The following is a 25454-nucleotide window of genomic DNA, read 5'->3' on the forward strand; positions in this document are numbered from 1 at the left end:
TGATGCAACTCGTGATGCTACGTATTAAGGTTTGTATTTGTATAGGATCTTGATCATCAACGGATGTGCAAATACTTGACTGCTGTTGGTGATGTTATGATCTAAGCCAAATACAAGAATTTCTTTTTGGTCGGGTGTGTCATGTTCAGCTTTGGTTTCTTTGGTAAAACTTACCGCTAGTCCCTGTTCCCAGCAATTGGCTATCGCATCTGCAATTGCTGTTTTGAATGTGCTTGACATGGATTGGATCTGTAACTGCTGATTCAGGTGGAGATCAAAAGTTTTATTCATCCAAGCTGAAAAATCAGCTCGTAAAAGTTGGGTTTCCAATAATAAATCTGCTGTTAAAAGTGCCAATACATAATTTTGGACAAAGGCAACGCCCGCTTCATCAAAAGGTTGTTTCATATCTGATTTATTTGTGTTCGATTAATATCAAAATTCAAAAAAAACTAATTGATTTAAGTAGTTCTAATGCGGGTGGAGGTATTAAGATGGGTGGTTTTACATCTTAATACCTCATTTTGTGATTAAGATGTGGCCTTTTCCATCTTAATCATTGTTACAATAGGGAAAGATTGACATTTCCTGAAGATTAAAAACGTGATCTTCGTCACACTATCAATTTTGTTACATTTTCCAATGCCGAATTTAAGTTAATAATTATAAATTAACAGTTATTTTGAACTAAAGTTAATCTAATGAGTGTAAAAATTTCCTCTAACAAAAGGAATAAAATTTCCCTGTACTTTTTGATTTTATTTGTTTTTCCAGTTTTTTATAATAAGTTGGGCTATAAGCTGACCTGGAATAGGCTAGTTATATGGAGTATGGGTTTCTTGCTTCTTTTCTTAATCATGTTTGTCTATCTCTTGGTAAGTCTGGTGTATATTTCCTATGTCCGCCATACATTTAGAAAAAATCTGGGCGGTGAAACGATGCAACCGAACATACTTGCCGTGAAGTTTCTTTATTATTGTTGCGCTGTGGTTCCATTACTTCTTCTTTTTGTAGGATTTACATCTATATGGATCTGGGATCGACCTGAATTTTGGGATATGCTATGGATGAACATGATCTGGAGAATCTCTATTTTAGCTCTAATTCTCCTTGCAATTACCTATCTTTTTGATAAATATAGTGACTTGGCAGTACCTATTTTTCAAAAAGAAACGGTCGAGGTTATTAGAGAAGTGAAAGTCAAAGAAGAAGTGATCAGAGAAGTCGAGGTTATCATTAAAGAGGAGGTAGTAAAAGAAATATATGTAGAAAAAGCACCGCAGACTCCTTTTTCTGTGAGCGAGACATCTATATTACCTAAAAAAATAGCCTTGACCGAAATGTATACCTATCTGGTTCATGTAGCAGGTGTAGGCCCATTATACAAGGACCTTTGGATGATCCGTTTTTTTGATATCGTTGGGATAAAAACACAGAATAGACAACGTCATGTTATCTTTTCGGATGGATCAATGGTGCTTTGCAACGATATACTGAAGATACTGGAAGCGGCGGGATTGCGCCATTGGCTTGTTAAAATATCCGATAACTACATGATCAATACCATCTTGGTTGATTTTCCATACTATAAAAAAGGATCTCAACTTATTTTGCATTTAGAGTCTATGAACGGATTACGGCGAAAAATGTCTGCTGAAGACATCGCTTCCATGTTGACTTTTGGAAAAGGTATATCGGATAAAAATATTAAAGCTTTATGGGAACGCAGGAATACCCTTGTGCATGATGGCTGGGATAAGTGGATTCCGATAAGGAAATAACATTTTAATATTGGACTCTTTCATTGATAGAAACAGTCCTCTCCAGCTGTTTCTATTTAAAGCAAATTAGAGCAGTAGTTTTCTAATTTCTTGTTCTAGCAATACTATACTTGCAAATCTATTGATGTATCAACTTTGAGCCGGACAGAAATATTCTCTTGAGATAGAATGTGTAGCTTTGTCATTATCTAATAAATATGTAATATAAACTGTCAACGATGAAACAGACTGATACATTAAAGACAATAAGCTATTCGGGTATTTTCCTTTCCTGTTTTACAGATTTTAGTGAAAAATGTATTCATGCAGCACCAGAACATGTTTTGGTGTACCTGTATTCGGGCGAGCAGATTATAGAGGACGGAAATAAGAGGATTAAAATAAAAGCTGGTGAATGTGCATTTGTAAGGCGAAACCACCGATTGACAATGTACAAAAACAGCAAAGGAAGTGAATTATATAAAGGAATTTCTTTGACATTCAACCGGAGCATATTGCGCGAGTTTTACAGTAAGTTTGATAAGGCGTACTTGCCTAAAAGAGTCTTGATTTCCGATAAAAATGTTGTTCAGATTGAACCGAGCCCTGCTATCACCAGTCTGTTTCAATCGCTCACGCCTTATTTTGATGAAAATATAAAACCGACCGATGGTGTTACCCATCTGAAATTGCTGGAAGGTATTTATGCGCTGCTGGATAATTCGGATATTTTTTATCCTATATTATTTGATTTTACTGACCCTTGGAAGATCGATATCCTGGAGTTTCTGAACGATCATTATATGGATGACCTCACGATGGAACAGATTGCAGCCTATACGGGGCGGAGTTTGGCAACATTTAAAAGGGATTTTCAAAAATTCAGTAACCTTAGTCCTCAAAAATGGTTGATTAAAAAACGGCTGGAAGCGGCCTACGTTAAACTGAAAGAAGAGGGCAAAAAAGTACAGGAAGTTTATGTGGAAGTGGGTTTTAAAAATCCCTCACATTTTTCTACGGCATTTAAAAAGCAATATGGCGTACCGCCTACAGAAGCTTAAAAATTGAGCTTTAGAGAAAAGATAATTGAGCCTCACAACAATGCTGTTGTGAGGTTTTTGCTTTAATTTTGTATTGTAATTAAAGGAGATATAATGCAAACAGTTGATATTTTTGAACGCTTGCGAAACGGTGAAACTGTACCAGCAGGTGATCCCGAAGCATATAAATTGAGGGAAGCTTCCTTTGCTACAAAAAAGTTGCTTCTCCAGATGAACAGTGCTGATGATCCTGCCGAGGTACGTAATTTTTTGTCGCAGATTACAGCAACAGAAATTGATGAAAATACGGCGGTTTTTACACCCTTGTATATCAATTATGGGAAAAATACCAAGATCGGTAAAAACGTTTTTATCAATTTTGATTGCGTTTTTTTGGACCTGGGCGGTATCACGATAGAAGACAATGTGCAGATCGCACCCAAAGTAAGTCTGCTGTCGGAAGGGCATCCGATAGCCGCTAAAGACAGACAATCGCTGGTTCCTGGTCATATTCACATTAAAAGAAATGCATGGATTGGAGCAAATGCGACTATACTGGCAGGCGTGACCATTGGCGAAAATGCTGTTGTCGCGGCAGGTGCAGTTGTTTCAAAAGATGTACCTGACAATTGCGTTTTCGGGGGGATACCAGCGAAAATGCTTAAGCGCATTGAATAGTGATGGAAAGGACGATTTATATGCTGCTATTTCTTTTTACCAGCTTACAGAGCAGTGCCTGTACGCCATCGGAAAATAGGGTTAAAAATGAAATCCAAAAGGACACTCTAGCAAACAAAAAAGTTATGAAATTGAAAATAACTAGGGGAGATAAGGTGATCACGGCAATTTTGTATGAAAATCCTACTACAAGAGATTTCATTGCCCAACTTCCTTTAACTGTTGATATGGAGGACTTCGCTGGTAAAGAAAAGATATTCTACCCACCGAAAAAATTATCTACAACAGAACGAAAAGCTGTCAGCGATCCTAAGATTGGAGATATAAATGTATATGCTCCGTGGGGTAATATTGCTATTTTTTATGGCAGTTATTCAGGCTCCCGAGACTTGATCAGGATAGGAAGAATAATTGAGGGTATGGATGCATTCAATGTTACAGGTACTGTAAAGAACGTATATTTTGAACTGGTTGAACAATAGTGTGTGAAGGTTGATCTTCGTAATTAGAAAAATAAAGTGATGAAAAAACTATCAATTTTAATAGCGGTTTCTTTGATCCTGTTGGGGCAAACCTTTGGTCAGACGTTATTAACTCAAAATCAAAAAGAAATGGAAAATCAAGAACATTATACGTTTCAACTGAACGATAAGGTAGATCGTAAGGAAATTACTTTTAAGAACCGTTATGGAATCATGGTTTCCGGAGATTTATATACGCCGAAAAATAAGGGAAATGAAAAACTACCTGCTTTGGTATTGAGCGGGCCGTTTGGAGCTGTAAAAGAACAGTCATCTGGTTTATATGCCAGTGAACTGGCTTCCAGAGGGTTTGTGACCTTAGCTTTTGACCCTTCTTTTACGGGGGAAAGCGGTGGCGAGGTCCGCGGTGTCGCTTCACCTGATATCTTTACGGAAGATTTCAGTGCTGCGGTAGATTATATTGGACTATTGCCTTCTGTTGACCGAAATTGTATTGGTCTAATGGCGATCTGTGGTCTGAGTGGTATGGCGCTTACGGCAGCGACAAGCGATTCTCGGATCAAGGCGGTAGCTACGGCCTCGATGTACGATATGTCCCGTAGTATCAGCCGAAGCTATCAAGACAGTTATACTCAAGAACAGCGTCAAAAAGTTGTCGATTACTTAAGTCAGCAACGTTGGAAAGATGCGGAGAATGGCAACTATGCAGTGGGTCTGCATGAAGTACCATTTGATGAAAACGGTAATATGATAAAAGGAACACGTATACTTCCTGAAACGTTGCCTGCTAATCCCGATCCTGTACTTGCCTCTTTCTTTGGTTATTATAGAACAGCGCGTGGTTTTCATTCCAGATCTATCAATTCTACCACAGCCTGGACAGCTACAACACCGATGTCATTTTTTAGTTTTCCGATGCATGCAAACATTGAAATGATTGGAGCTCGTGCGGTCATGCTTGTTGCTGGAGAAAATGCGCATTCGCGCTATTATTCTGAAGATGTTTATAAAATGATTTCAGGGCCAAAGGAACTGGTTATAATACCTGGTGCCGATCATGTCGATCTATACGATAAAAAGGATAAAATTCCTTTTGACAGATTGGAAACGTTTTTTAAAGATAATTTGAAATAATACTATAATCCCTTACGGGTCAATTTTTTTACAAGACTGTCTAACAAAAGGCAGTCTTTTTTTGTTGCTTATTGAAGTAAATAATTCCTGCCTTTACTTTTCAGGGTAGCTTGTTTAGAAACAGTCCTCTCCAGCTGTTTCTATTTAAAGCTAATTAGAGCAGTAGCTTTCTAATTTCTTCTTCCGGTAATCCGGTATACTCCGCAAATATACTGATGCTGACATACTGGTTTGCTTTCAGTCCGTAGCAATCGCGTATAGACTGGAAGATTTTGTAGGTGTGTTTTTCTGTACGCCCCAATATTACAGCCGCTTCTTTGGGGTATATGCATAAACGATCGTTATTTTTCATGTTATCCTGGTTTTTAGAGGGATGATCTTTTTGATAATCAGATCATCTGGATTGTTCGTGATTATTACTCCCGCAGACAAACATATCCTATCAAACCACCTGTTAAGCTGGTATAAAGCATAAATCAAGCACGCATAAAGCTTATTTTGCTATGTACAGTATGCGCATAGGCTAAGTGCGTGTTAAGTGCGTTGTAAGTGCGTGAAACATACTGTTTTTACACTGTATCTATGCTCTATCTACGCTTTATATACGCTTATGCCCTGCTTGATCACGAGGTAACGTCCAAGTTTAAAGCATGCTTTATTCCTTAAGCTTTGCAGATTAGGTTTAATTCCTCTCCAGAAAAATGATGTTATTGGTTATTCATTTACTAAGATAAGTTTTTTCTATAAAAAATAGTTTTATTCTCATTTCGGTACATTTTCGTCAATTTATTACGCCAATTCAGTATCATTATTCCGCATTTTTCCTCTTTTCCACGCTTTTGATCCCAGTGCTTTTGTACTGATGATCATCTTAGCAGTGTCAAAACAATAATGTCATGGCAAGAGTAGAAAGTTTAATCAAATTAAATGGAACGATCGGGGATCTTTCCTTTTACAAATCGAAAAGTGTGGGTTATCAGGCACGTATGAAAACCGGTGTATCGGGCGACCGTATTGCCAATGATCCAGCATTTGCACGTACTCGTGAGAACGGCAGTGAATTTGGCAGAGCACAGCAGGAAGGCAAAAAGCTACGCGATCTGTTGCGTGATGTGCTGTTTGAAAATGCGGACAACAAATTCAGCTCCAGGCTGGCGAGCCGGATGTTAAAAGTCATCCAGATGGATCCGGTCAGTGTCCGCGGGGAGCGCGTTTTAGTACCGCAGAACATGGTATTGCTGAATGGTCTGGAATGTAATCAGCGGGCCAGTTTAAAAAACATCACGTTAAAACCGCTGTCGGTTTCCTTCGACAATTTTAGTGGTGAAGGTTTTTTAACATGTGAGCAACTGATTCCGAATCTGCATATCGCCAAGCTGAGCGGAGCAACGCATGTGCAGTACACGTTGGTGCTGCAGGAGTTCTCGGGAGATGAAACAGATCAGCGTCCTGTGATCCAGCGGTCTGCTTATATCATGCTTGGTGAAATGCAGCCTATGGATCTGGATATTGCGGCGACTATTGTTCATGATCCTGATAAAAGTGTGATGGTACTGGTAGGGACAGGGTATTATCAGCTTGTGAACGGTGCTTATTATCCATTGGCAAATGGGCAGTACAATGCGCTGACCATTCATCAGGTCGTGATACCGTAATCGAGTGCTTTTGTGCCTCTTTCGCCGGCACATGGCGACAAACTTTGTCTTGACACAAAGTTTGACAAAAGTCAAGGCTGCATTCCTTTTTGCTATTTCACCTCATAGAGGCTAAATGAATTTAAACTCGTTTCACTCAGACAGAAATTCATTTTTACGCCTCTCTATCGGTTCAATTACACAGTCGGAATGCTAGGCCGTTTTGGTAAGCCTATGGCTTTTGGGATTATTTTTCAGGTGGTGGGTGGTTGTGTTATCGCAACGACCTGCTTCCTGAAATTTATTCACCAGGTGGAACTGAAAATTAATAATAATTTTTAATAGATGATGTAATAACATGTCAACAAAAAAAATCTTGCATCTCCAACGGATTTATGGAGAGCAGGGAACGAACGGTACACTTACTTTTGAAGGTGAGGTCATCTGCCGTACTATCGAATTACCCTGGCGCAATAACCTGCCAAGGCTCAGCTGTATCCCGGTAGGGAGTTATAAATTGGAAAAACGAAAGTATACCAGACATGGAGAGCAGATCGGAATTCCTGCTGTACTGGGACGCGAAGCGATATTGATCCATGCGGCCAACGATGCACAGAAGCAGTTATTGGGATGCATCGCTCCGGTAACTACACTGACAGGGGAAGGTTGCGGTACCGAAAGTAAAAAGGCTCTCGCAAAATTGAAGTCTCTGGTTTATTCGCTTTGGGATATGGAGCAGGACGTGTTTTTACATATTAAGTAGTGACGTAGTGAAGGAGTAACGAAGTAACAGAGTGACGAGTGATGTGGTAACGGAGTTAAGAGTAATAGTTTCTAACCTACTAACAATTAAACAAATGAAAAATATAATTCAAAAAATAAGCCGTGCGCTACAGGTGGTGCTTATGGCGCCGATTAAACTGCCGGGCAAGGCATTAAATATTATTAAATACATCGCACTGGGTCTTGGTGTGGTGGAGACCGTAATGGATGATAAAGATAAAAAAGGAGTGGGGAAGTCGCCACCAGCTGTACCTATCGTGCAGCAGGAAGAAAAGGAGGTAAGGGATGAAATGCAATGATATCCGGATAGGCACTATCGGGGGTACTTTGTGTTCAATCTGGGCAAGCTTTTCTTTGGGGGATCTCCTACAAACAGCCTTAATGGCTGTGGTGGGTACGGTGGTGAGTTTTGTGACAAGTAAGCTTTTAGGGAGAGTACGGCGACGTAAAAGCGACTAGTTTTTTCTCCCTATTAAATGAGACGAGATTAACTTTAAAGGTTCACAAACTAAAGGGGATAGCTTTTTACTATCCCCTTTAATATAAAGTGGTATTACACTTTCTTTTATACATTCAAAAACTTACCCTGAGATTGGAGATGATAATGAAGAGTTAGGTATTTAGCTAATGTTTTTATTCTTCAATCAGCGGCAAGGTTACTGAAAAATTATTCTCAATAATTTGATAATCAAATTTATCTGTATTATAATACTGATAAATTGATTTTAAAAGTATGAAACTTTTATCAGTATTATCTAGATAAGTAGAAGATTTTGCAACAAAAGTATATACGATTTTAAGAGTCATGTTTTCATGATCAAAGTCAATTGTAATTTTAAGTGGTGCTTTAGATGAAAATTGACTGCTATTAATTGCATTTTCAAAAAGCATTTGAATTGAAAACCTCGGTAGTTTTAAGGTCAATACATGATCAGGTAAGTGATATTGAATTTCACTTATGGAGTCTCCAAAACGTACCTTTTGTAAAAAAATGTAATCTTTAGCCAATTCTATCTCTTCATGTACAGTAGCAAGTTCTTTTGCATTGGTCTGTATTATTTTTCGGTAAAACTTGGTCATCTTGACTATAAATTTTTTGGATAGCTCTATGTCTTTCCCAATTAAATGCGTCAGAGATCCTAATGAATTAAATAAAAAATGAGGATTAAATTGCTCTCGCAGATGAAGGTATTTTATTTTATTGTGTTCATTTTCCTTGCCAAGATTTTGCAATTGCAACCGTTCGATTTTCCTTTGTTCCAAAATGAACAAATAAAATAATAGGGAGACAATAAACATGTCGCCTAGTCCTAGTAGCAAACTGTGGTTTGATAGCTTTTGAACATCTTCTTTAAATGTTAATATTGGAACAGAAACTATGATTGTCGCGTCTTTGAAAATTATATTTGACGGATAATTCTTTACAAAAACATCTATACCAAGGAAATCTGACTTAATAATTTTTTTATCAATTTCATTGAATTTATACCTGTCATAGTATTTTCCAATATCCTTCTTTTCAGGGCTTATTAAACAGATTCCTGATTTGTCGAAAAGCTTGAAGTAACTACGGTGTCCATATTTTCGATTTGCTAGGTAGTTATTTAATGTATTTAAGTCAACACTTATGGCATTTTTGAAGCTATTACTTTCATTTAAATTATATAGATTGTTCTTAGATCTTGTGTCAATATGGATATTTGCAAGAAAAATACTATCACTTTCGGGTAAGTATGTGTAGATTTTATCAAGAATTTCAAGTTCTTGAGTTACAATTTCGTACTTATGATTAGCGACATCGAGCATTTCACTAGCGTTCAATTCGTCAATGCTCGAATTTATATTTCCGAGTATAAATATTGACGCAACAATTATTAGAACGGCTGATGTAGCAAGAATTATTTTATTTTTTTTATAATTTCTAATTTTTACTTTTTCTTTTCCCATTTCTAATTCAAATATAAATAAATGTGTTCGAATGATTTAATGACAACTATTATAAAATTTGAAATGCGAATGAAATTCATGTTTTTAATTTAAAAATGATGGATTTGTTGTTGTGATTTTATTACTAATGGAATAGATATGTATTTTTGAATATATGAACAACACCACTTTCATCTCGTATATGTGTATTATAGCAGCTTTATAGATGGCTAGAAATAAAAAATATTGAATCAGATCGTCCGATCTGATTCAATATCAATTCTTTAATTTAAAATTATGTGTCTTAATAATGAATTTTTATAAAACGTATTTAGATCGGATACATTTATATTTTTATCTTCCATTTTATATTAGGATATTTCTTAATAAAATCTTTAGTAAAAGCAATTTTTTCATCCTTTGTGCCGAGGATTTCTGGTTTAGCTAGAACAATTTCTTTTGTGTTATTGTTTAAAAAATAGATATAAATAATTGTAAGTGTATCATCAAAGTAGTAACCGGCTTGAATTACTGTACTTCTGATAAAGCCAGTCACTCGATTTTCTACTTTTGTTTCTTGAAAATACCAGTTAGTATCAAATTTAATTATTTCATCAATAGTTTTGTTTGTAGTGTTAGGCTTTTTATTTGTTATAGATAGAAAACCTTTATTTATGAAACCTTGATTTTTATAATCCATTTCAAAATAAGCGGAATTCCGCTTTAATGAACCTATTAATATTGGATCTTGCTCTATTATGGATCCAAACCAATCCGCATGTATTTTTTTTCTAGCGTTATTAACTTGTTCTGGAGTGGTGTATCCTTTTTTCAAGCCTATAAATTCCTGAGCTTTACAAATGGTCGCTCCAACCAAAAATGAAATTGTTATTAGAATAAATTTTTTCATCATCATATTTTTTAAATTAACAATCTTTTAAACTAGCAACACCATTTGTGAAAATAAGTGCTTTATTCGTATTGGGTTCTCCTATTTTTTGTTTGCTAATATTGATTAGTTTACCATATAAATCTAATAACGCTGCGTCTCCACCTCTCTGAACATCCTCTTTGGTTCCGTCTGTGTTTTCTATAAAATCATGTATTTTTTCTGTAAATCTTGCTTTTTCATAACCTCTTTTTGATTTATGACTATTTTGCGCCAAAGCAAAAAAGAAAGGATCTCGAATAGTTACCGTGTAAACATATTCACCACTTACAATTATGGACGTATAATTCTGAATATACCCTTTAAGCATTTCATAAGACATGGTCTTATCTGAAGCAAAATCGATTAGATCTTGGGCCGGAACAAAAATATCTGATGGACTGGGTGCACCTCCATTAGGGTGGTTGTGGATGAAACCTGTGGCATAACCACCTGATGAGCTCCAGCTTGGAGTACCGATTTCTATTAAACTTTCATTTGGACTTGATATATGAGGTCCAACATATTTAGTAGTCATATCTGTATTAGATGATGAATAAATATATGCCCCATTTTCCAAAGTTTTATTTTTTATATCATTTATCTTTGATATAACTTGGGGATTTGATGTTAATTCATTTGCTTTTTTTATTGCATCACAAGGATCTATAGGAAATTGTCTAAATCCTTCGGAATGATATAAACTTGCAATTCGTTCAATGGGATTTTCTATATCAATAGTAGATCCACCTCCCCCCCAACCCGGTTCATCTTTTGGTGGAATTGGCCATAATACGTCTTGACACTCTATTGTAGTATGTGTTTGTGTTCTTTGCTTCCACTCACCTGCAAAACTACCATCCCTACAGAAGCCTAGGTGATATGGTGGATTACATGCTCCGCCACGACTTGGTGCTAAGGTAACAATCCCGTCAGGACATATTGTATACCAAGTGCACAAATTTACTATTGCACAAGATCTAAGTACAATGTATTCATCGTCATAAAAAGACATTTTTTTACTATCTAATTTTGGTTTTTGAAATTGTGCATTACCATTTTTATAAATATATGTAAATTGATGTCTTGATATAACATCAATTAAGATTAACGTTCCATTTTGTAGAAAATTTTCATCTGATGATTGTTTCGAGTTTTCGTCGGGAAAAAAATTACCAAAATAAAAATCATTGTTATTTTTAACCAGTAAAAAAGACTCATTATAAAGAGATTTTCCTAAGAGTTCCTTATCTCCTTTCTTACTAATTATTGATAAAGGAATTATGGTATGATTTGTAGAATCATTTACTTCTGAATATCTTGCTTTATCCCATTTTGGAATATAAGTGGTTATTAAATCTGAAGTCAAAGTGTCATACATCCTCTTTTCAATTCCTAATTGATTATACCAGTTCTTTATCTCTTTGATGTTTGCTGATTTTTGTTTGTTTTCGTGTGATGAAAAATCATATTTATTGTCATCACTACATGAATTTAAAATAAGGAAAAATAGTATTGTAATTATTGATAAATACTTTATTTTTTTTTTATTTGGTCTTAACATAATAATACTTGTTGTTTATGTTACACAAAGGCCATAGGGAAAAGCACTTTGAGTAAATTCTTTTCAACTGTGCCGAGTGTAATTTTTTATCCATCGCTTTCTCAGGCAATGTTTTAAATTGGATCTTTCGGGACGCAAGTTGTTATTTTTAAATTTGCGTGTAAAGATTAGACCAGTAAAGTTTATGATACTTTTTCTGGTCTAATTCACTATTTTATTATTTTAGAACGAGAAAAATAGTAGCCTCTTTACCAATATTGTAATCAGATAATGTTCTGCCATCTTCCAATTGTTTACCACCAAAAATTATCCTTTGTTGATCAGGTTTGAATCCTTCTTTATCTTGAATTTTAAATTTTACATTTTGTATGGTGGTAGATGAGGTTACTTCTAGGGTAATTGTTTTACCAGTAAGTGTTTTTACAAAAATTTGAAAACTAGCTGCATTAGCTAAAGTACTTGTCTCAATGGACTTATTTGCAAAAATTGAGCAAGGATTAAGACATAAGCTTAATACTAGGCCTGTAAGTAGGATTTTTTTTATATTTATAATTATCGTTTGAATTGTGTTTTTTTAAATATTTAATTCTGCTGCGAATATATTTTAATACTAATGGTGGATTTTACGGGAAACCGTATTCGTTTTGTAAATCACAGTTGTTCAATTGAAAAAAAATTAATAAACAGGTGAAAAATATAATTCAAAAAAATAAGCCATGCTCTACAGGTTGTGATTATGACGCCGATTAAATTGCCGGGAAAGGCATTGAATATTATTAAATACATCGCGCTGGGTCTTGGTGTGGTAGAAACGGTGCTGGATGATAAAGATAAAAAAGGAGTGGGGGAGTCGCCACCACTGGCGGAGGATTCTTCACAAAAAGAAAAGGAGGTTCATGATGAAATGGAATGATATACGGATCGGTACTATAGGTGGGAAGCTGTGTTCGACCTGGGCAAGCTTTTCTTTGGGGGATTTATTCCAAACAGCCTTGATGGCAGCATTAGGTACAGTTGTGAGTTTTGTGACCAGTAGGCTCCTAGGTAGAGTACGGCGACGTAAAAGCGACTAGTTTTTTCTCCTAAAATGAGACGAGATTAACTTTAAAGGTTCACAGTTTATAGGGGGTAGCTTTTTGCTATCCCCTTTATTATAAATATGCTTTACCTATTAGAATTTTGAACGTTGTGACGCATTCTAATTAATCTTTATAAAAGATCAATAGGAATTTCAGATAAAGTCAAAATCTAAAGGTAAAATTCAATTCTTATATTGCTTGGATCATTTAACCAGATCTTTTCTTTTTTACTTGATGTATCGATATGAATACCGCTGTTTTGAATGTTATTAACTGTCAAAACTTTTTCGACCTCTTGCAATTCCTCTAGATTTTTAAGCCCAAATGCCAGATGTTCAAGTCCGATGTTTGAAGGATTAAATTTTTTGTCTGGCTGATTTGCTTGTTCTTTCTGTGTAAAAATCAACATCGTTTGTCCAACTTGATACATGGCAGTATCTGCATTTGAATAAAGCGATGGACCAAATATTTTAGTATAAAACTGTTCAGTTTCATTTAAATCCAAAATCGTAAAAACAATGTGATGTATTGTTATGCTATCTTTTAAATTAGGATGTATCATGATATTATATTTAGGGGTTTAATTTTGCTATGTTTTACATTGAACTTCTCACTGTCGCCAGAAGATCGTGGGGATATCCCAATGATATAGCACTTAATTGATCCAATGTTGCAAGATGTTGTTCGGTTAAGCGTATGGTAGTTGCCTTTAAGCTGTCTTCAAAATGTGAAATTTTACGTGCTCCAATCAAAGGGAAAGTATCTTTTGATAAAACCCAGGCAAACGCAACCTGGCCGGGTGTTGCATCTACTTCTTTTGAAATTAAAATCAGTTCATCAATTATTGCTTTTGTTTTTTCATCTTCTTTATAATTGGAATTTCGTCCCATGGTAATACGTCCCGATTCTCCGGTTCTATATTTTCCAGTTAGCAACCCGCCTGCCATTGGCGAATACATCATAATTCCCAATCCAAATTCCTGTGCCATGGGAATTAATTCGCGGTCTGCTGTTCGCTGCAACAGGTTATATTCGATTTGAAGTGCGGTTAATTTTGTTGAGCTTCCAATAGCTGCGGCTTTCCAGGCAGGGAAATTGGTTAAGCCGGTGTATAAAATTTTCCCTTCTTTTTCGAGATCTTCTAAACCTCTTACAATTTCATCTAATGGCGTTACTCCATCATCAAAATGTGGCATGTAAATATCAATATAATCCGTTTTCAATCGCTTTAGGCTTGCTTCTACAGCTTGCTTCATCGATTTACGATGATTCCCATAATTGCTTATTGCAGGCTTCATTTCACTACTTTTTGTGTATTTTGAACAGACAATAAAATTATTGCGCTGACCTTTCAAAAATTCGCCTACTATTTCTTCTGCTTCACCAAATTGATAAAGATCAGAAATATCAATAAAATTGCCTCCCGCTTCTTGATATGCCGCAAGTATTTTTTTCGATTCATCGGGACTTGCTCCATATCCTTTACGAGTACCAAAATTTGCAGCTCCCAAAATAATCTCACTAGCGTATAAACCTGTTTTTGAACCAAATAATTTATATTTCATCATCATTCTTTTTTTTCAAAAGTAAAGGCATTAAGCAACTCAGTCAAGTACGGATAAATTTGTCCGTATCATTATTATTATATTTGTTTGAAAAATGATTTGCTATGTATGAAAGAAAAATACCTATTACAGTAGAATGTGGGCTTCATTTATTTATGGAGGTTATAAACGGAAAGTGGAAAATTAGCTTGATCTGGAGTATTTATAACGGTATTATTCGACCGGGTGATCTACAAAGAAAAATACCGAATGCATCAAGGAGAGTCTTGGAAAATCAGTTAAATCAACTTGTACAGCACGGCATTCTTACCAAGAAAATCTATGATGTAAAACCTCCTAAAGTTGAATATGGTTTAACTAAATTGGGCGAGTCATTAATTCCTATAATAAAATCCACCGCAAAATGGGGTGAAGACAATAGAGAAGAGTTGGAAAAAGCAATTACTTAAGCAATAGATTTGCTGAAATCACCAACATTGCTACTGACCAATAAATTGCTCGAAAAACTAATATCCAATAAATCTACAGACTTACTCATCATCATTTTCACGATAACAATGATTTTTATTGTTGCATATTTAGTTGCAACTTTAATGATGAAAACAAGCTGATAAATGCTTTAAGCATGGGTGATGATAAATTATCCTTCCGATAGATCAATACGGTTTTTACAGCACCGATCTCTGGAGGTAGAGAAAATGTTTTAATTTTTCGTTCATGATAAAATGTCGATATGATATCTTGGGGCAAGAAACTAAAGCCTATTCCGGATTCTATGAAATTGACAACTCCTTCTATGGAATGCATTACTGTTTTATGATAATTAGTAATATCATGCGTTATCAACCAGTTTTCTAAGCGTGCTCTGAAGAAACACCCCTCATCAAAAACAATTGCCTTAAGCTGCGGCTGCTCCAGTAATTCATCCAAACTCTTAAACTTTAAAGGTGTTACAGCGACAATACGTTCATTCATGATATGGATATGTTCCAGTTCTTCGTTATAAACAGGCGCGGGGACAAATGCCGCATCCAATCTGTAATTCAGCACATCATTAATCAGTTTATCACGCATAGCTGAAGTTAGATCAAGATCAACCAACGGAAATTTATCGGCCATTTCAGTGACAAGCCCTGGGCCTTTAAGGGCCATCGTAGTTTCTGTAAACCCTACTTTGAGCTGCCCCTTAATCATGTCACTTTTTCCAATGGATAATTTGGCTTCCTCGATTAAATTAGTGATCTGTCTGGAGTAATGCAGCAAAGTTTTTCCTGCAGCTGTTAGTTCAACCTTTCTGGAAGTTCTCAAAAATAACGTTGCGCCGAATTCCTCTTCCAGATTTTTGATTCTTGCTGTTACATTCGATTGGACGGTACACATCGCTTCCGCTGCTTTGGTAAAATTACCATGAGAAGCTACCGCTGCAAATAAATTCAGATCATTAATATTCATAAATCATAAATTATGATAGTTGTTATAATTATAAATCGTTTTTAACAATCAAATATAGGATATAAATTTGTCCTATGAAAAATAATATCAATACGATTATATGGGCCGTCACAATTATTCTATCGGCTTTAATACCAAATTCTTATATGATGGCACAGTCAAACAACAGCTTAGTAAACCACACAGAAAATGTGGAGCGTCAAATTTATTACCGTAAAGTGAATGCGGGAGGGCGCGAGATCTTTTATCGTGAATCTGGTCCGTTGGAAGCTCCTGTTATCCTTCTTCTTCACGGATATCCTACCTCATCCCATATGTTTCGGAATCTGATTCCGATATTGAACGAAAAGTATCACGTGATTGCGCCAGATCTTACCGGATTTGGATTTTCAGAGTCACCAGATAGAAGCGAATTCAAGTATACGTTTGATAACCTTGCTAATGTGATGCAGGGGTTTATTGATGAACTAAAACTAAAAAGGTTTGCTATTTATGTATTTGATTACGGTGCACCTACAGGATACCGTCTTATGTTGGCAAATCCTGAGAAGATTACAGGATTTATCTCACAGAATGGTAATGCCTATGCGGAGGGACTTGGCTCAGCTTGGGATGCTGTTAAGAAGTATTGGGCAAGTAATGCTGTGGAAGATAGAAATGCGTTACGTGGGTTTGTTAAAGAGCAGGAATTAAGGTTTCAATACTTTACGGGTGTTGTAGACCCTGAACTCATTGCTCCGGAAACGTTTACGCTTGATCAATATTTCCTAGACCGTCCAGAATCGGATGAAAAACAACTCGATTTAATCGGAGATTATAAAAATAACGTAGACCTGTATCCGAAGTTTCACGAATATTTTAGAAAGTACTTGCCTAAAGCTCTTATTGTCTGGGGAAATAAAGATCCGTACTTTTTACCTGCAGGTGCTGAAGCGTATAAGAAGGATATTCCAGATGCTACTGTCAAGTTCTATGATACAGGACACTTTGCATTGGAAACACACGTTAGGGAAATTGGGAATGACATTTTAAATTTCATGGAAACACTTCCACAATAAATAGGAGAGGAGACAAGGAGACTAATTAGTATTCCAAATCTGACCGAACGTAGTCATTTAATAGAGTTCAAATGGCAGTTCGGTTTTTCCCTTTACCTCAGCTTCAGATGCTTCCAATAAACGAAAGCTTTCTGAAATTGAACCGATATTTTTAAAACTTTCGAAAGAGGTACGCCAGCTTACTACAGCGCGCCAGTTGGAAGCACGGTTTTTAGCGGAGCGAAGTATAAAGATCGGCAGTAAAGCTCCCGATTTTTCACAACTGGATACCAAAGGTAAAATGGTTAAGGTTTCCGATTTTAAAGGTAAATATGTATTGATCGATTTTTGGGCGAGCTGGTGCAGCCCATGCCGTGCTGAGAACCTGAATTTGGTTAAAGCATATCATAAATATAAGAATAAAGGCTTAGAGGTATTGGCTGTTTCTCTAGATGATACTAAAAGAAAGAATGCTTGGCTAAAAGCAATAGAAGATGATGGCATGCCATGGATCCAAGTTGCTGACTTGAAAGGGTGGTCTAACGAGGCAGCAGTTTTATATGGTGTAAGGGCTGTTCCGCAGAATTATCTGGTGGATCCGCAAGGAACTATTGTTGCAATCAATTTAAAAGGCGATAACTTACACACTGAATTGGCAAAGGTATTTGGTAATTGAATATTGGGAAGAGCATATTCTCTTATCGCAAATAAGGTTATTGCGGAATGCTAATTTTAAAATTGGATGTATTCGGCGAAGAATTTCGCTTCAGGAGGCAAACTAAATTGTCCTAGTAAAAATTCATGGTTACAGAAAGGGGGCTTTAGAATTTTATTCTGGAGCACCCTTTTTTGTATAAAAACATGGTATAAAAATTTATGTATGGGCTTCAAGCGTAACTAAAGTGACAGAACTCATAAGAATAATGCCCAATTTGCTTAGAAATTTCCTCGTTTTGGCAACAATCTTTCTCATGACAATTAGGAGTTTTGTTATATAAAATTTAAAAAAGGAAATGATGAAAACAAACAAATCAGGGATTGTAAATTCCAATTTATCCAAGGAAATAAAGGTTGCACTTGTAACAGGTGCAAATCAAGGTATAGGATTTCAGATCGCAAAAGCCTTGGCAGGTAATGGATACATTGTTTATCTAGGTTGTCGTGATATTGAAAAAGGATATGCCGCAGCCACAACGATAGGAAATAATGCTAGAGCAGTTCAGCTTGATGTAACAGATGCAACCTCGGTATACGCTGCTGTTCAAGAGTTGGAAAAGGACTTTGGTTATCTAACATTATTGGTTAACAATGCGGGTATTTCACATGCCGGTATACATCGTGGCACACTTGAGGAAATGATGGCGAGCCAGCGACCTAGTGTCGCTTCTATTGCTGAAATGCGTACTGTATGGGAAACCAATGTATTTGCAGTTCTCAGTGTAACACAATCATTTTTACCATTGATTCGCCAAGCTGAAAACCCGCGTATCGTTAATGTTTCGAGTGGTTTAGGATCATTAACACTAAATGCCGACCCTAATAGTCCGTGGCGAAATGGATTTGATGCTATTTATGGTGCCTCTAAAGCAGCATTGAATGCTTTAACGCTATCTTTATCCATAGAACTGGAAGCTGAAAACATAAAAGTTAATGCGGTTACTCCAGGTTTCACTGCAACAGCGCTCAATAACTTTCAAGGGACTGACTCCATAGAGGTTGGTTCACTCGAACCTATACGGGTTGCTCTAGAAGAAGATGGTCCTACGGGAAAGTTTACTGGACCTAATCAGGAAATATTTCCTTGGTAATGAAGTGAAAAATTCAGAATCTATATGCGCATTTATTTCATATAGGTTTTGAATTTTTTGATTAAATTTATATATGAAAAATAAAGATGAGCTTAAAAGGTTTCGGTCTATTTCTGAGATCCATGAAGCTTTCGGAATGGGTAAACCGCAACATCCGCTTATTAGTCTCTCTCATTTTAATGAAGCTAACCCATTCAAACCAGAGATGGCAGTAGGCTATGATATTCTTAGTTTTTACAAGATAACATTTATTACAAAAAGTAAAGGACGACTCAAGTATGGGCAAAATTATTACGACTTTGAAGAAGGTAGTCTGTTGTTTTTAGCACCCAATCAACTTGTGGGAAATTCAGTTTTTAGTAATCCCGCTTCATCTTATATATTATTGATACATCCAGATTTTCTTCTGGGTTATAATTTGGCCAATAAAATAAAACAATACGGCTTCTTCTCGTACGATGTAAATGAGGCTCTACATTTATCTGATACTGAAAAAAAAGATATCCTTTCGGTATTTAGAATAATGGAAAGTGAAGTGAAGAGCAGAATTGATGAGTTTAGTCAAGACGTGATAATCGCTCAAATCGAATTATTACTTAGTTATGCAAATCGTTTTTACACAAGACAGTTTATAACCCGTAAGGCTGTTAATAACGATATTTTACAGAGAATAGAGACTATATTGGACTGTCATTTTAATAGTGAAAAATCGCTTGAAGCAGGGTTGCCGACTGTACAGATGCTATCTGAGCAATTAAATATTTCACCTGGGTATTTAAGTGATCTATTGCGCTCACTTATCGGTCAAAATACACAACAATATATACACCAGAAATTGATTGAAAAAGCCAAAGAGAAACTATCTACTACTAAATTAACCGTCAATGAAATAGCTTACAGCTTAGGCTTCGAGTATCCACAATCATTTAGTAAGTTATTTAAGAATAAAACAAAGCAAAGTCCTTTAGCATTTAGAGCCATGTTTTCCTAGGTCCTGTATGTTAAATATACTGGTTGATTAAGTTTGAAAAAGAGAATGGGTTGTCCAAGTGGCCTATGCCGTATAATCGCTAATTGTGTAAGACATTGAGCGGGGTATATATTTCATTGGAGGGTTTATATATCCAATTAAAGGGTAAAAAACCGTTATTAACGTTTTAATGAATTTTAATACAGATATATTTTTCACATTTGAATTATGGTATTGAACATTTGTCGGTTACAAAGTCGGTTTTTTAAACACTTTTCTTTTTGGATTATCATTACTCTTTACGTAATTGTAAATGAGGGATGGAAGTCAAAAGATGTATTTACTTTAGTACCTGAGCCAGAATTGCTATCGCTGATTCCGATTGCTATGCTATTATGCTATTTTAACACGCTGGTTTTAATGCCTCGGTACTATTTTAGTGAAAATTATTTATGCTATATTATCTCATTTGTTTTTCTTTTATTACTCGGTGGAGCATTGCAACGATTTTTTAGTTATATCCTATGGATACCTCTCGGTAAAATGTATGATCCATTATCTTATCATGCGGATATCAACTATTACTGGAATACCGTGCGCATTTTTCGCAATAGTTTTTTGTTCTTTTCCATCATAATTGTTCACATGTTGCTCAAGATCATGCAGGTTGCCTTAGGCAAAGAAAGACGGTTGCGAGAGGTGGAGGAAGAAAAGAGAATTGCCGAGTTGAATTTGCTTAAAGCTCAAATTAATCCACATTTTTTCTTCAATACATTAAACAGTCTATATGCGCTTACACTAAAAGGCTCCTCACAGTCCCCACAGGTTGTGCTCAGGCTTTCTGACCTTATGCATTACATGTTATATGAAGCGAGCGCAAATACAGTTTTATTAAAGAATGAGATACAGCACCTGGAAAGTTATATTTACATAGAAAAATTACGTTTCTCAAATCGGTTGGATATATTTTTTCAATATTCAGGTGATATTGAAAACAAAACGATCTATCCGTTGCTTTTACTCCCATTCATTGAAAATGCGTTTAAACATGGACTTACTAAAGAGGTGGGCTGGATAACCATCAGTATTAATGTGACTGATAAAGAATTATTTTTAAAAGTAGAGAATAGTTTTTCAGAGGAAAGTGACAGTAGGAAAAATGGTTTGGGCTTAGTGAATGTGAAAAAAAGATTGGATTTACTTTATGGTGATGATTATATCCTCGTCTTGAATAAAATTAATGGAATTTTTGAAGCTGAATTAAAAATAAGAGTATGAGAAAAGTTTATTGTGTTATAGCTGATGATGAAGAATTAGCGAGGGAAGTAATTGAAAATTACATATCAAAAGTTAATGAGCTGGTACTTGTTGCTTCATGCAGTAACGGAAGTGAAGTCTACAATGTTTTGCAAAATAATACTATCGATCTTTTATTTTTAGATATAGAAATGCCAGAACTTACAGGAATAGCATTACTAAAAACCTTAAAAAATTTGCCTGCAGTCATTATAACCACAGCTTACCGCGAGTATGCTGTAGAGGGGTTTGATCTGAATGTCTTGGACTATTTATTAAAGCCGATCTCTTTTGAGAGATTTTTGAAAGCTATCGATAAGTTTATGGATAAGAGAGGAAATATTGAAACTCAAATACGGAGTTTTGCTAATGTTCAACATGATCCTGAAGCATTTATTTATGTGCGTTCAGAAAATAAGATGGTCAGGCTTTTATTAAACGATATTTTATTTATCGAAGGTCTTAAATAGGCAGTAAAAGTGCAAACAACGGATAAAACAGTAATAACATATCAAAGTCTAAATTATTTTGAAGAAAAGCTGTCAATAGATCGTTTTATACGTGTACATCGTTCATTTATCATTGCACTTCGGCACATCACTTCTTACACGTCCAACGAAATTAAAATCAACGCACAAACAATACCTATTGGAGTTACTTTCACAAAGAAAGTAATTCAGCGATTGGAACAGTGGGGATAAATAGTAAATAAACACCTATTATTTTTATGAATATTAAAATTTTTAAACAGCTCATAGTAGCTACAGGAATCTTATGCTTAAATTTTAGGCATGTGAGTGCGCAAGAGGTACCCCGTTGGATACAGCAATCAGCAATTTCACCAGATGGTAAATGGATTGCTTTTGAGTATCAAGAGAAACTTTGGAAGATTTCCACTTTAGGTGGAACTGCGGTACAGCTAACAAATGGGAAAACTTACTGTGGTTATCCGGTATGGAGCCATGATAGTAAATCGATAGCCTATGCTTCCAATGAATTTGGCAACTTTGATGTTTTTATCATGCAGGCTCAAGGGGGAGTTTCCACAAGGTTAACGTATAATTCACGAGAAGATATTCCTCAAGACTTTTCTGCTGATAATTCAAATGTTCTTTTTACTTCTGCACGCCATGACATTATAACCTCAGCTCGTTTTCCGGCGAGCAATACTTTCTTCAAAAACTTATACCAAGTGCCGGTTCATGGAGGCAGAAGTTTACTTATCAGCAATGCTGGGATGGATAAGGCAAAACTCCACAAAAATGGCGGTCTGCTACTTTTTCAGGATGCTAAGGGTGGTGAAAATAATGCTCGTAAACACCATACATCCTCGGTAACAAGAGATATTTGGACTTACCATCTGAAAGATAAATTTTATCAGAAATTATCAACTTTTACTGGCGAAGATCTTAATCCGATCTGGGGTGAAGGAACAGCTATTTATTATTTGAGTGAAAGGACGGGCTCTTTAAATATATTTAAGAGTTCTCTAAATGATACGTCAAAAATGGAACAGATCACGCATTTTACGGACCATCCTGTACGTAACCTCTCTAGGTCTTCTTCAGGCCTTCTTAGCTTTACCTTTAACGGTGATCTTTATTTGTTAAAACCTGGAAAAAAGCCGCAAAAGATAAATGTTAACATGAAAGATAAGTCACATATTAACCCTTTTAAGAGCATAGCGGTGAAGGGAGAAATAGCGGAAATGACTGTTTCTTCTGATGGAAAGCAAATAGCATTTGTGAGTAGGGGAGAGCTTTTTGTTACTTCGTCTGACGGAAGTAAAACAGTAAAATTAACTTCGACACCTTATCAAGAACGAATGCCACATTTTAGCACTGACGGTAAAAAATTATTATATTCTGTAGAAAGGGACGCTTCTTGGGATATAGAGCAATTTTGTATTAAGGGTGTTGAAGAACAGTATTTTTACGATAATCCTAAATTAACTAAACAAGCTTTAATATCGACTGCAAATGATGAATTTCAAGGTGTATTTTCACCTGATGGCAATCAGATTGCTTATGTTGAAAATCGAGATATCTTAAGGACATATGATGTCGTTAACAAGAAAACAAAGCTGCTTTTGCCAGAAGGAATAAATTATTCCAATAATGATGGTGATCAATATTTTAAATGGTCTCCAGATAACCGAAGTCTTCTGGTTCATAGTAAAGAAGGAACAACAGGTTATATGAATGAGGTGCTGCTCTTGAAAAACGATGGCTCAGGAAAGTATACCAACTTGACTAAAAGCGGATTTGTGGATGATAAACCTATGTGGTCGACTAATAGCGATATGTTTTATTGGATTTCAGATAATGACTCTTATAAAAACTTTACAGAAGACAGCCATAAGCATGTATTTGCGATGTATTTTGATTCTAAGCCGGGATTAAATAGAGAAGGGGAGATGGAAAAAAAGCGCCTTACAAATTTTGTAGGCGATATTGCTGTATCTGTTATGTCACCTGATCAAAATCGTTTGTTCTATTTGGGCAGCGGGTCGGATGGATATGATTTACACGTTGCAGATTTGAAATCAAATTACAATAAACTGTTCATGGAACTTGGGATGTCGAATCCACAGATGGAGATGACAAAAGATGGAAAATGGATCTTTATTTTAAATGAAGGAAGTATACATAAGATTAATGTTGATAGTTCAAAAATAATAACTCTTGATATTAATGCTGAGGTGCATGTTGACTTGGGTGCAGAACGAGCATATATTTTTGATCATGTCTATAAACTTGTCAAAAAAAGATTTATGTATCCAGATTTAATTGCCACCAAAATCGATAGATATTACATGAATTATAAACAATTTGTCGAACACACAACGAATGATCGTGATTTTGCATTGATGATCAACGAATTCTTGGGTGAACTCAATACGTCTCATACTGGGGCATGGTCACGTATTCATTATGCTTATGCTGATGAAACTGCAGCCTTAGGTCTTTTATATGATGAATCAAGACGGGAAGATGGTTTGTTGGTCAAGGAAATAATCAGTGGCGGACCTTTTGATCTGAAAGACTCTAAGATGCGTCCTAATATGATTATTGAACAGATCAATGGGATTGTATTAACTGCGAGTGAAGACTGGAGCAGAGCGTTAAATCATCGGACTGGTAAGTCTACGGAAGTTATTTTTCGCGATACCATCAGCGGACAAACTTATGAAGAAACGGTCAAGCCTATAAGTATATTTGATGAAACAGAATATTTACTATACGATCGATGGGTAAGACGTATGGAATTTTTGACGGATAGTTTATCTGCAGGCAAAGTTGGTTATGTGCATGTGCGCGTCATGAACAATTCAGGGATGAAAAATCTTTATGATAAGGCGCTGGGCAAATATAGAAATGCAGAAGCACTTATCGTGGATACAAGATTTAATCGTGGCGGATCTCTTCATGATGAACTGACAACATTTCTAAACGGAAAAATTTATTTGACAGAAAACCGCCAGAATAGAATTACCCCGTCAGGTGAACCGTTCAAAAAATGGACAAAGCCAAGTATTATGTTAATGAGTGAAGGTAATTATTCAGATGCCTATCTTACACCGTATACTTACAAAATGATGGGAATTGGAAAGCTTGTGGGAATGCCAGTACCTGGAACAGGAACGGCATCTCAGGGCGAAGTTCAGATTAATAAGAATGTTGGTGTTTATTTTGCGACGGCAGCAACATACTTTGTTGATAATAAACATGCCAATGAAAATTTTCAACTTGAGCCAGATATCAAAGTGCTTAATGAGTATAAAGCATTACACCGTGGAGAAGATCAGCAACTTGAACGTGCAATAGTTGAAATGCTTACTGTCATTAATAAATAGATTGGTGTAGCTTTAAGTTTGCTACCATATTTAGCTAAAATCAAAATGTATTTGGTTACGAAGATTGCTGTTCATGGTACTTTTAGAGTCGGTTTTTATGGAAGATGAAGAAAAAACGCTAGTAATTAAATTAATCACAGCTTTTTTTGTACTATAAAGGGTAGCACTATGTTACCCTTTTGTGTAAAAATAAAAGGGCCTAATTTTCATTAGACCCTTTATCTTGACGTTTTGATGTACAGTAATTTTTTTATGTTTCTTATCGTTTCCTCTTTTTTGTTTCGTCATCCAAAAGTTTTGGGTGCATTTTGATTTTCTACTGTACTACGTCAATCCATTTTGCTGCTTTATAAACAGCAGGTCTGCTGTAGCTTTCAATGATATAACAACTTTATTTAAAGAGGACTACTCTTTAAATAAATTATAAATGCAACAATATTGCTTTTAGGGTTTTCAATCAGT

27 protein-coding genes are annotated in these 25454 nt (G+C 35.8%); 18 read left to right on the forward strand and 9 right to left on the reverse strand.

Annotation, left to right across the window (positions count from 1 at the left end):
• Nucleotides 1-24: 24 nt before the first annotated feature.
• Nucleotides 25-408: a hypothetical protein gene (locus HCX49_RS01980; RefSeq protein WP_168125976.1), complete on the reverse strand. Its 384-nt coding sequence runs from the start codon at nt 406-408 to the stop codon at nt 25-27.
• A gap of 293 nt (nt 409-701) precedes the next feature.
• Here HCX49_RS01980 and HCX49_RS01985 point away from each other — a divergent pair, with 293 nt between their 5' ends.
• From HCX49_RS01985 to HCX49_RS02005, 5 genes are all read left to right on the forward strand, one after another.
• Nucleotides 702-1781 (forward strand): hypothetical protein, encoded by a 1080-nt coding sequence (locus tag HCX49_RS01985; RefSeq protein WP_168125977.1) that lies wholly within the window; start codon nt 702-704, stop codon nt 1779-1781.
• A 218-nt stretch (nt 1782-1999) separates the two neighbouring features.
• Entirely contained in the window at nt 2000-2821 is an 822-nt protein-coding gene (locus HCX49_RS01990; RefSeq protein WP_168125978.1) for a helix-turn-helix domain-containing protein, read from the forward strand.
• A gap of 93 nt (nt 2822-2914) precedes the next feature.
• A complete protein-coding gene (locus HCX49_RS01995; RefSeq protein ID WP_168125979.1) occupies nt 2915-3478 on the forward strand; it encodes a DapH/DapD/GlmU-related protein in 564 nt (187 codons plus the stop codon).
• Nucleotides 3479-3480: 2 nt separating this feature from the next.
• Nucleotides 3481-3960 (forward strand): cyclophilin-like fold protein, encoded by a 480-nt coding sequence (locus tag HCX49_RS02000; protein WP_168125980.1) that lies wholly within the window; start codon nt 3481-3483, stop codon nt 3958-3960.
• 39 nt (nt 3961-3999) lie between these two features.
• On the forward strand, nt 4000-5094 hold the full coding sequence (locus HCX49_RS02005; protein ID WP_168125981.1) for an alpha/beta hydrolase: 1095 nt from the start codon (nt 4000-4002) through the stop codon (nt 5092-5094).
• 154 nt (nt 5095-5248) lie between these two features.
• Here the strand turns inward: HCX49_RS02005 and HCX49_RS02010 are convergent, their stop codons facing one another.
• A complete protein-coding gene (locus tag HCX49_RS02010; RefSeq protein ID WP_132771260.1) occupies nt 5249-5446 on the reverse strand; it encodes a hypothetical protein in 198 nt (65 codons plus the stop codon).
• Nucleotides 5447-5990: 544 nt separating this feature from the next.
• On the opposite strand from HCX49_RS02010, the gene HCX49_RS02015 reads away from it, so the two are divergent.
• The 3 genes from HCX49_RS02015 (at nt 5991) to HCX49_RS02025 (ending at nt 7810) form a co-directional block, all read left to right on the forward strand.
• The gene (locus HCX49_RS02015) at nt 5991-6749 is read left to right on the forward strand and encodes a hypothetical protein (protein ID WP_132771261.1); all 759 of its coding nucleotides are present in this window, start codon (nt 5991-5993) and stop codon (nt 6747-6749) included.
• 337 nt (nt 6750-7086) lie between these two features.
• Nucleotides 7087-7491 (forward strand): DUF5675 family protein, encoded by a 405-nt coding sequence (locus HCX49_RS02020; RefSeq protein WP_045756394.1) that lies wholly within the window; start codon nt 7087-7089, stop codon nt 7489-7491.
• Between the two features lie 94 nt (nt 7492-7585).
• Nucleotides 7586-7810, forward strand: coding sequence for a hypothetical protein (locus HCX49_RS02025; RefSeq protein ID WP_168125982.1), 225 nt, complete (start codon nt 7586-7588; stop codon nt 7808-7810).
• Nucleotides 7811-8144: 334 nt separating this feature from the next.
• On the opposite strand, the gene HCX49_RS02030 is transcribed toward HCX49_RS02025, so the two are convergent.
• From HCX49_RS02030 to HCX49_RS25765, 4 genes are all read right to left on the reverse strand, one after another.
• Nucleotides 8145-9458, reverse strand: a complete 1314-nt coding sequence (locus HCX49_RS02030) for a sensor histidine kinase (protein WP_168125983.1) — start codon at nt 9456-9458, stop codon at nt 8145-8147.
• 325 nt (nt 9459-9783) lie between these two features.
• Nucleotides 9784-10353 (reverse strand): hypothetical protein, encoded by a 570-nt coding sequence (locus HCX49_RS02035; protein ID WP_168125984.1) that lies wholly within the window; start codon nt 10351-10353, stop codon nt 9784-9786.
• Between the two features lie 10 nt (nt 10354-10363).
• Nucleotides 10364-11929, reverse strand: coding sequence for a hypothetical protein (locus HCX49_RS02040; RefSeq protein ID WP_132771267.1), 1566 nt, complete (start codon nt 11927-11929; stop codon nt 10364-10366).
• Nucleotides 11930-12146: 217 nt separating this feature from the next.
• A complete protein-coding gene (locus HCX49_RS25765) occupies nt 12147-12494 on the reverse strand; it encodes a ubiquitin-like protein (protein ID WP_207902471.1) in 348 nt (115 codons plus the stop codon).
• Between the two features lie 171 nt (nt 12495-12665).
• On the opposite strand from HCX49_RS25765, the gene HCX49_RS02050 reads away from it, so the two are divergent.
• Nucleotides 12666-12842, forward strand: a complete 177-nt coding sequence (locus HCX49_RS02050) for a hypothetical protein (protein ID WP_165905937.1) — start codon at nt 12666-12668, stop codon at nt 12840-12842.
• Between the two features lie 335 nt (nt 12843-13177).
• On the opposite strand, the gene HCX49_RS02055 is transcribed toward HCX49_RS02050, so the two are convergent.
• A complete protein-coding gene (locus HCX49_RS02055; RefSeq protein WP_168125985.1) occupies nt 13178-13570 on the reverse strand; it encodes a VOC family protein in 393 nt (130 codons plus the stop codon).
• Nucleotides 13571-13604: 34 nt separating this feature from the next.
• Nucleotides 13605-14579 carry an aldo/keto reductase gene (locus HCX49_RS02060; RefSeq protein ID WP_237682700.1) on the reverse strand — a complete coding sequence of 325 codons (975 nt, stop codon included), beginning with the start codon at nt 14577-14579 and terminating at the stop codon, nt 13605-13607.
• A gap of 98 nt (nt 14580-14677) precedes the next feature.
• Between HCX49_RS02060 and HCX49_RS02065 the strand changes: the two genes are divergently transcribed.
• Nucleotides 14678-15022, forward strand: a complete 345-nt coding sequence (locus HCX49_RS02065; protein ID WP_168125986.1) for a winged helix-turn-helix transcriptional regulator — start codon at nt 14678-14680, stop codon at nt 15020-15022.
• A 115-nt stretch (nt 15023-15137) separates the two neighbouring features.
• On the opposite strand, the gene HCX49_RS02070 is transcribed toward HCX49_RS02065, so the two are convergent.
• The gene (locus tag HCX49_RS02070) at nt 15138-16025 is read right to left on the reverse strand and encodes a LysR family transcriptional regulator (RefSeq protein WP_168125987.1); all 888 of its coding nucleotides are present in this window, start codon (nt 16023-16025) and stop codon (nt 15138-15140) included.
• 74 nt (nt 16026-16099) lie between these two features.
• On the opposite strand from HCX49_RS02070, the gene HCX49_RS02075 reads away from it, so the two are divergent.
• The 8 genes from HCX49_RS02075 to HCX49_RS02110 all read left to right on the forward strand — a co-directional run bounded on the left by HCX49_RS02075 (nt 16100) and on the right by HCX49_RS02110 (nt 24992).
• A complete protein-coding gene (locus tag HCX49_RS02075) occupies nt 16100-17083 on the forward strand; it encodes an alpha/beta fold hydrolase (protein ID WP_168125988.1) in 984 nt (327 codons plus the stop codon).
• Between the two features lie 196 nt (nt 17084-17279).
• Nucleotides 17280-17738: a peroxiredoxin family protein gene (locus tag HCX49_RS02080; protein WP_206368148.1), complete on the forward strand. Its 459-nt coding sequence runs from the start codon at nt 17280-17282 to the stop codon at nt 17736-17738.
• Nucleotides 17739-18075: 337 nt separating this feature from the next.
• Nucleotides 18076-18870, forward strand: coding sequence for an SDR family NAD(P)-dependent oxidoreductase (locus HCX49_RS02085; RefSeq protein ID WP_237682701.1), 795 nt, complete (start codon nt 18076-18078; stop codon nt 18868-18870).
• A 73-nt stretch (nt 18871-18943) separates the two neighbouring features.
• Nucleotides 18944-19861: a helix-turn-helix domain-containing protein gene (locus HCX49_RS02090; protein ID WP_168125989.1), complete on the forward strand. Its 918-nt coding sequence runs from the start codon at nt 18944-18946 to the stop codon at nt 19859-19861.
• Between the two features lie 207 nt (nt 19862-20068).
• A complete protein-coding gene (locus tag HCX49_RS02095) occupies nt 20069-21118 on the forward strand; it encodes a sensor histidine kinase (RefSeq protein ID WP_168125990.1) in 1050 nt (349 codons plus the stop codon).
• Nucleotides 21115-21606 (forward strand): LytR/AlgR family response regulator transcription factor, encoded by a 492-nt coding sequence (locus HCX49_RS02100; RefSeq protein ID WP_168125991.1) that lies wholly within the window; start codon nt 21115-21117, stop codon nt 21604-21606. The genes HCX49_RS02095 and HCX49_RS02100 overlap by 4 nt, the downstream gene beginning before the upstream one ends.
• Before the next feature lie 9 nt (nt 21607-21615).
• On the forward strand, nt 21616-21837 hold the full coding sequence (locus HCX49_RS02105) for a LytTR family transcriptional regulator DNA-binding domain-containing protein (protein ID WP_168125992.1): 222 nt from the start codon (nt 21616-21618) through the stop codon (nt 21835-21837).
• A 26-nt stretch (nt 21838-21863) separates the two neighbouring features.
• Nucleotides 21864-24992 (forward strand): S41 family peptidase, encoded by a 3129-nt coding sequence (locus tag HCX49_RS02110; RefSeq protein WP_168125993.1) that lies wholly within the window; start codon nt 21864-21866, stop codon nt 24990-24992.
• Nucleotides 24993-25454: the final 462 nt, after the last annotated feature.

Origin of the sequence: Sphingobacterium sp. B16(2022), from assembly GCF_012030425.1 — a bacterium.
In the GTDB taxonomy this organism is placed as follows: Bacteria; Bacteroidota; Bacteroidia; order Sphingobacteriales; family Sphingobacteriaceae; genus Sphingobacterium; species Sphingobacterium anhuiense.

Coding starts and splice junctions, on each gene's coding strand:
- HCX49_RS01980 (WP_168125976.1), bottom strand. CDS start 408: ATGAAACAACCTTTTGATGAAGCGGGCGTTGCCTTTGTCCAAAATTAT.
- HCX49_RS01985 (WP_168125977.1), top strand. CDS start 702: ATGAGTGTAAAAATTTCCTCTAACAAAAGGAATAAAATTTCCCTGTAC.
- HCX49_RS01990 (WP_168125978.1), top strand. CDS start 2,000: ATGAAACAGACTGATACATTAAAGACAATAAGCTATTCGGGTATTTTC.
- HCX49_RS01995 (WP_168125979.1), top strand. CDS start 2,915: ATGCAAACAGTTGATATTTTTGAACGCTTGCGAAACGGTGAAACTGTA.
- HCX49_RS02000 (WP_168125980.1), top strand. CDS start 3,481: ATGGAAAGGACGATTTATATGCTGCTATTTCTTTTTACCAGCTTACAG.
- HCX49_RS02005 (WP_168125981.1), top strand. CDS start 4,000: ATGAAAAAACTATCAATTTTAATAGCGGTTTCTTTGATCCTGTTGGGG.
- HCX49_RS02010 (WP_132771260.1), bottom strand. CDS start 5,446: ATGAAAAATAACGATCGTTTATGCATATACCCCAAAGAAGCGGCTGTA.
- HCX49_RS02015 (WP_132771261.1), top strand. CDS start 5,991: ATGGCAAGAGTAGAAAGTTTAATCAAATTAAATGGAACGATCGGGGAT.
- HCX49_RS02020 (WP_045756394.1), top strand. CDS start 7,087: ATGTCAACAAAAAAAATCTTGCATCTCCAACGGATTTATGGAGAGCAG.
- HCX49_RS02025 (WP_168125982.1), top strand. CDS start 7,586: ATGAAAAATATAATTCAAAAAATAAGCCGTGCGCTACAGGTGGTGCTT.
- HCX49_RS02030 (WP_168125983.1), bottom strand. CDS start 9,458: ATGGGAAAAGAAAAAGTAAAAATTAGAAATTATAAAAAAAATAAAATA.
- HCX49_RS02035 (WP_168125984.1), bottom strand. CDS start 10,353: ATGATGATGAAAAAATTTATTCTAATAACAATTTCATTTTTGGTTGGA.
- HCX49_RS02040 (WP_132771267.1), bottom strand. CDS start 11,929: ATGTTAAGACCAAATAAAAAAAAAATAAAGTATTTATCAATAATTACA.
- HCX49_RS02050 (WP_165905937.1), top strand. CDS start 12,666: ATGACGCCGATTAAATTGCCGGGAAAGGCATTGAATATTATTAAATAC.
- HCX49_RS02055 (WP_168125985.1), bottom strand. CDS start 13,570: ATGATACATCCTAATTTAAAAGATAGCATAACAATACATCACATTGTT.
- HCX49_RS02060 (WP_237682700.1), bottom strand. CDS start 14,579: ATGATGATGAAATATAAATTATTTGGTTCAAAAACAGGTTTATACGCT.
- HCX49_RS02065 (WP_168125986.1), top strand. CDS start 14,678: ATGTATGAAAGAAAAATACCTATTACAGTAGAATGTGGGCTTCATTTA.
- HCX49_RS02070 (WP_168125987.1), bottom strand. CDS start 16,025: ATGAATATTAATGATCTGAATTTATTTGCAGCGGTAGCTTCTCATGGT.
- HCX49_RS02075 (WP_168125988.1), top strand. CDS start 16,100: ATGAAAAATAATATCAATACGATTATATGGGCCGTCACAATTATTCTA.
- HCX49_RS02085 (WP_237682701.1), top strand. CDS start 18,076: ATGATGAAAACAAACAAATCAGGGATTGTAAATTCCAATTTATCCAAG.
- HCX49_RS02090 (WP_168125989.1), top strand. CDS start 18,944: ATGAAAAATAAAGATGAGCTTAAAAGGTTTCGGTCTATTTCTGAGATC.
- HCX49_RS02095 (WP_168125990.1), top strand. CDS start 20,069: ATGGTATTGAACATTTGTCGGTTACAAAGTCGGTTTTTTAAACACTTT.
- HCX49_RS02100 (WP_168125991.1), top strand. CDS start 21,115: ATGAGAAAAGTTTATTGTGTTATAGCTGATGATGAAGAATTAGCGAGG.
- HCX49_RS02110 (WP_168125993.1), top strand. CDS start 21,864: ATGAATATTAAAATTTTTAAACAGCTCATAGTAGCTACAGGAATCTTA.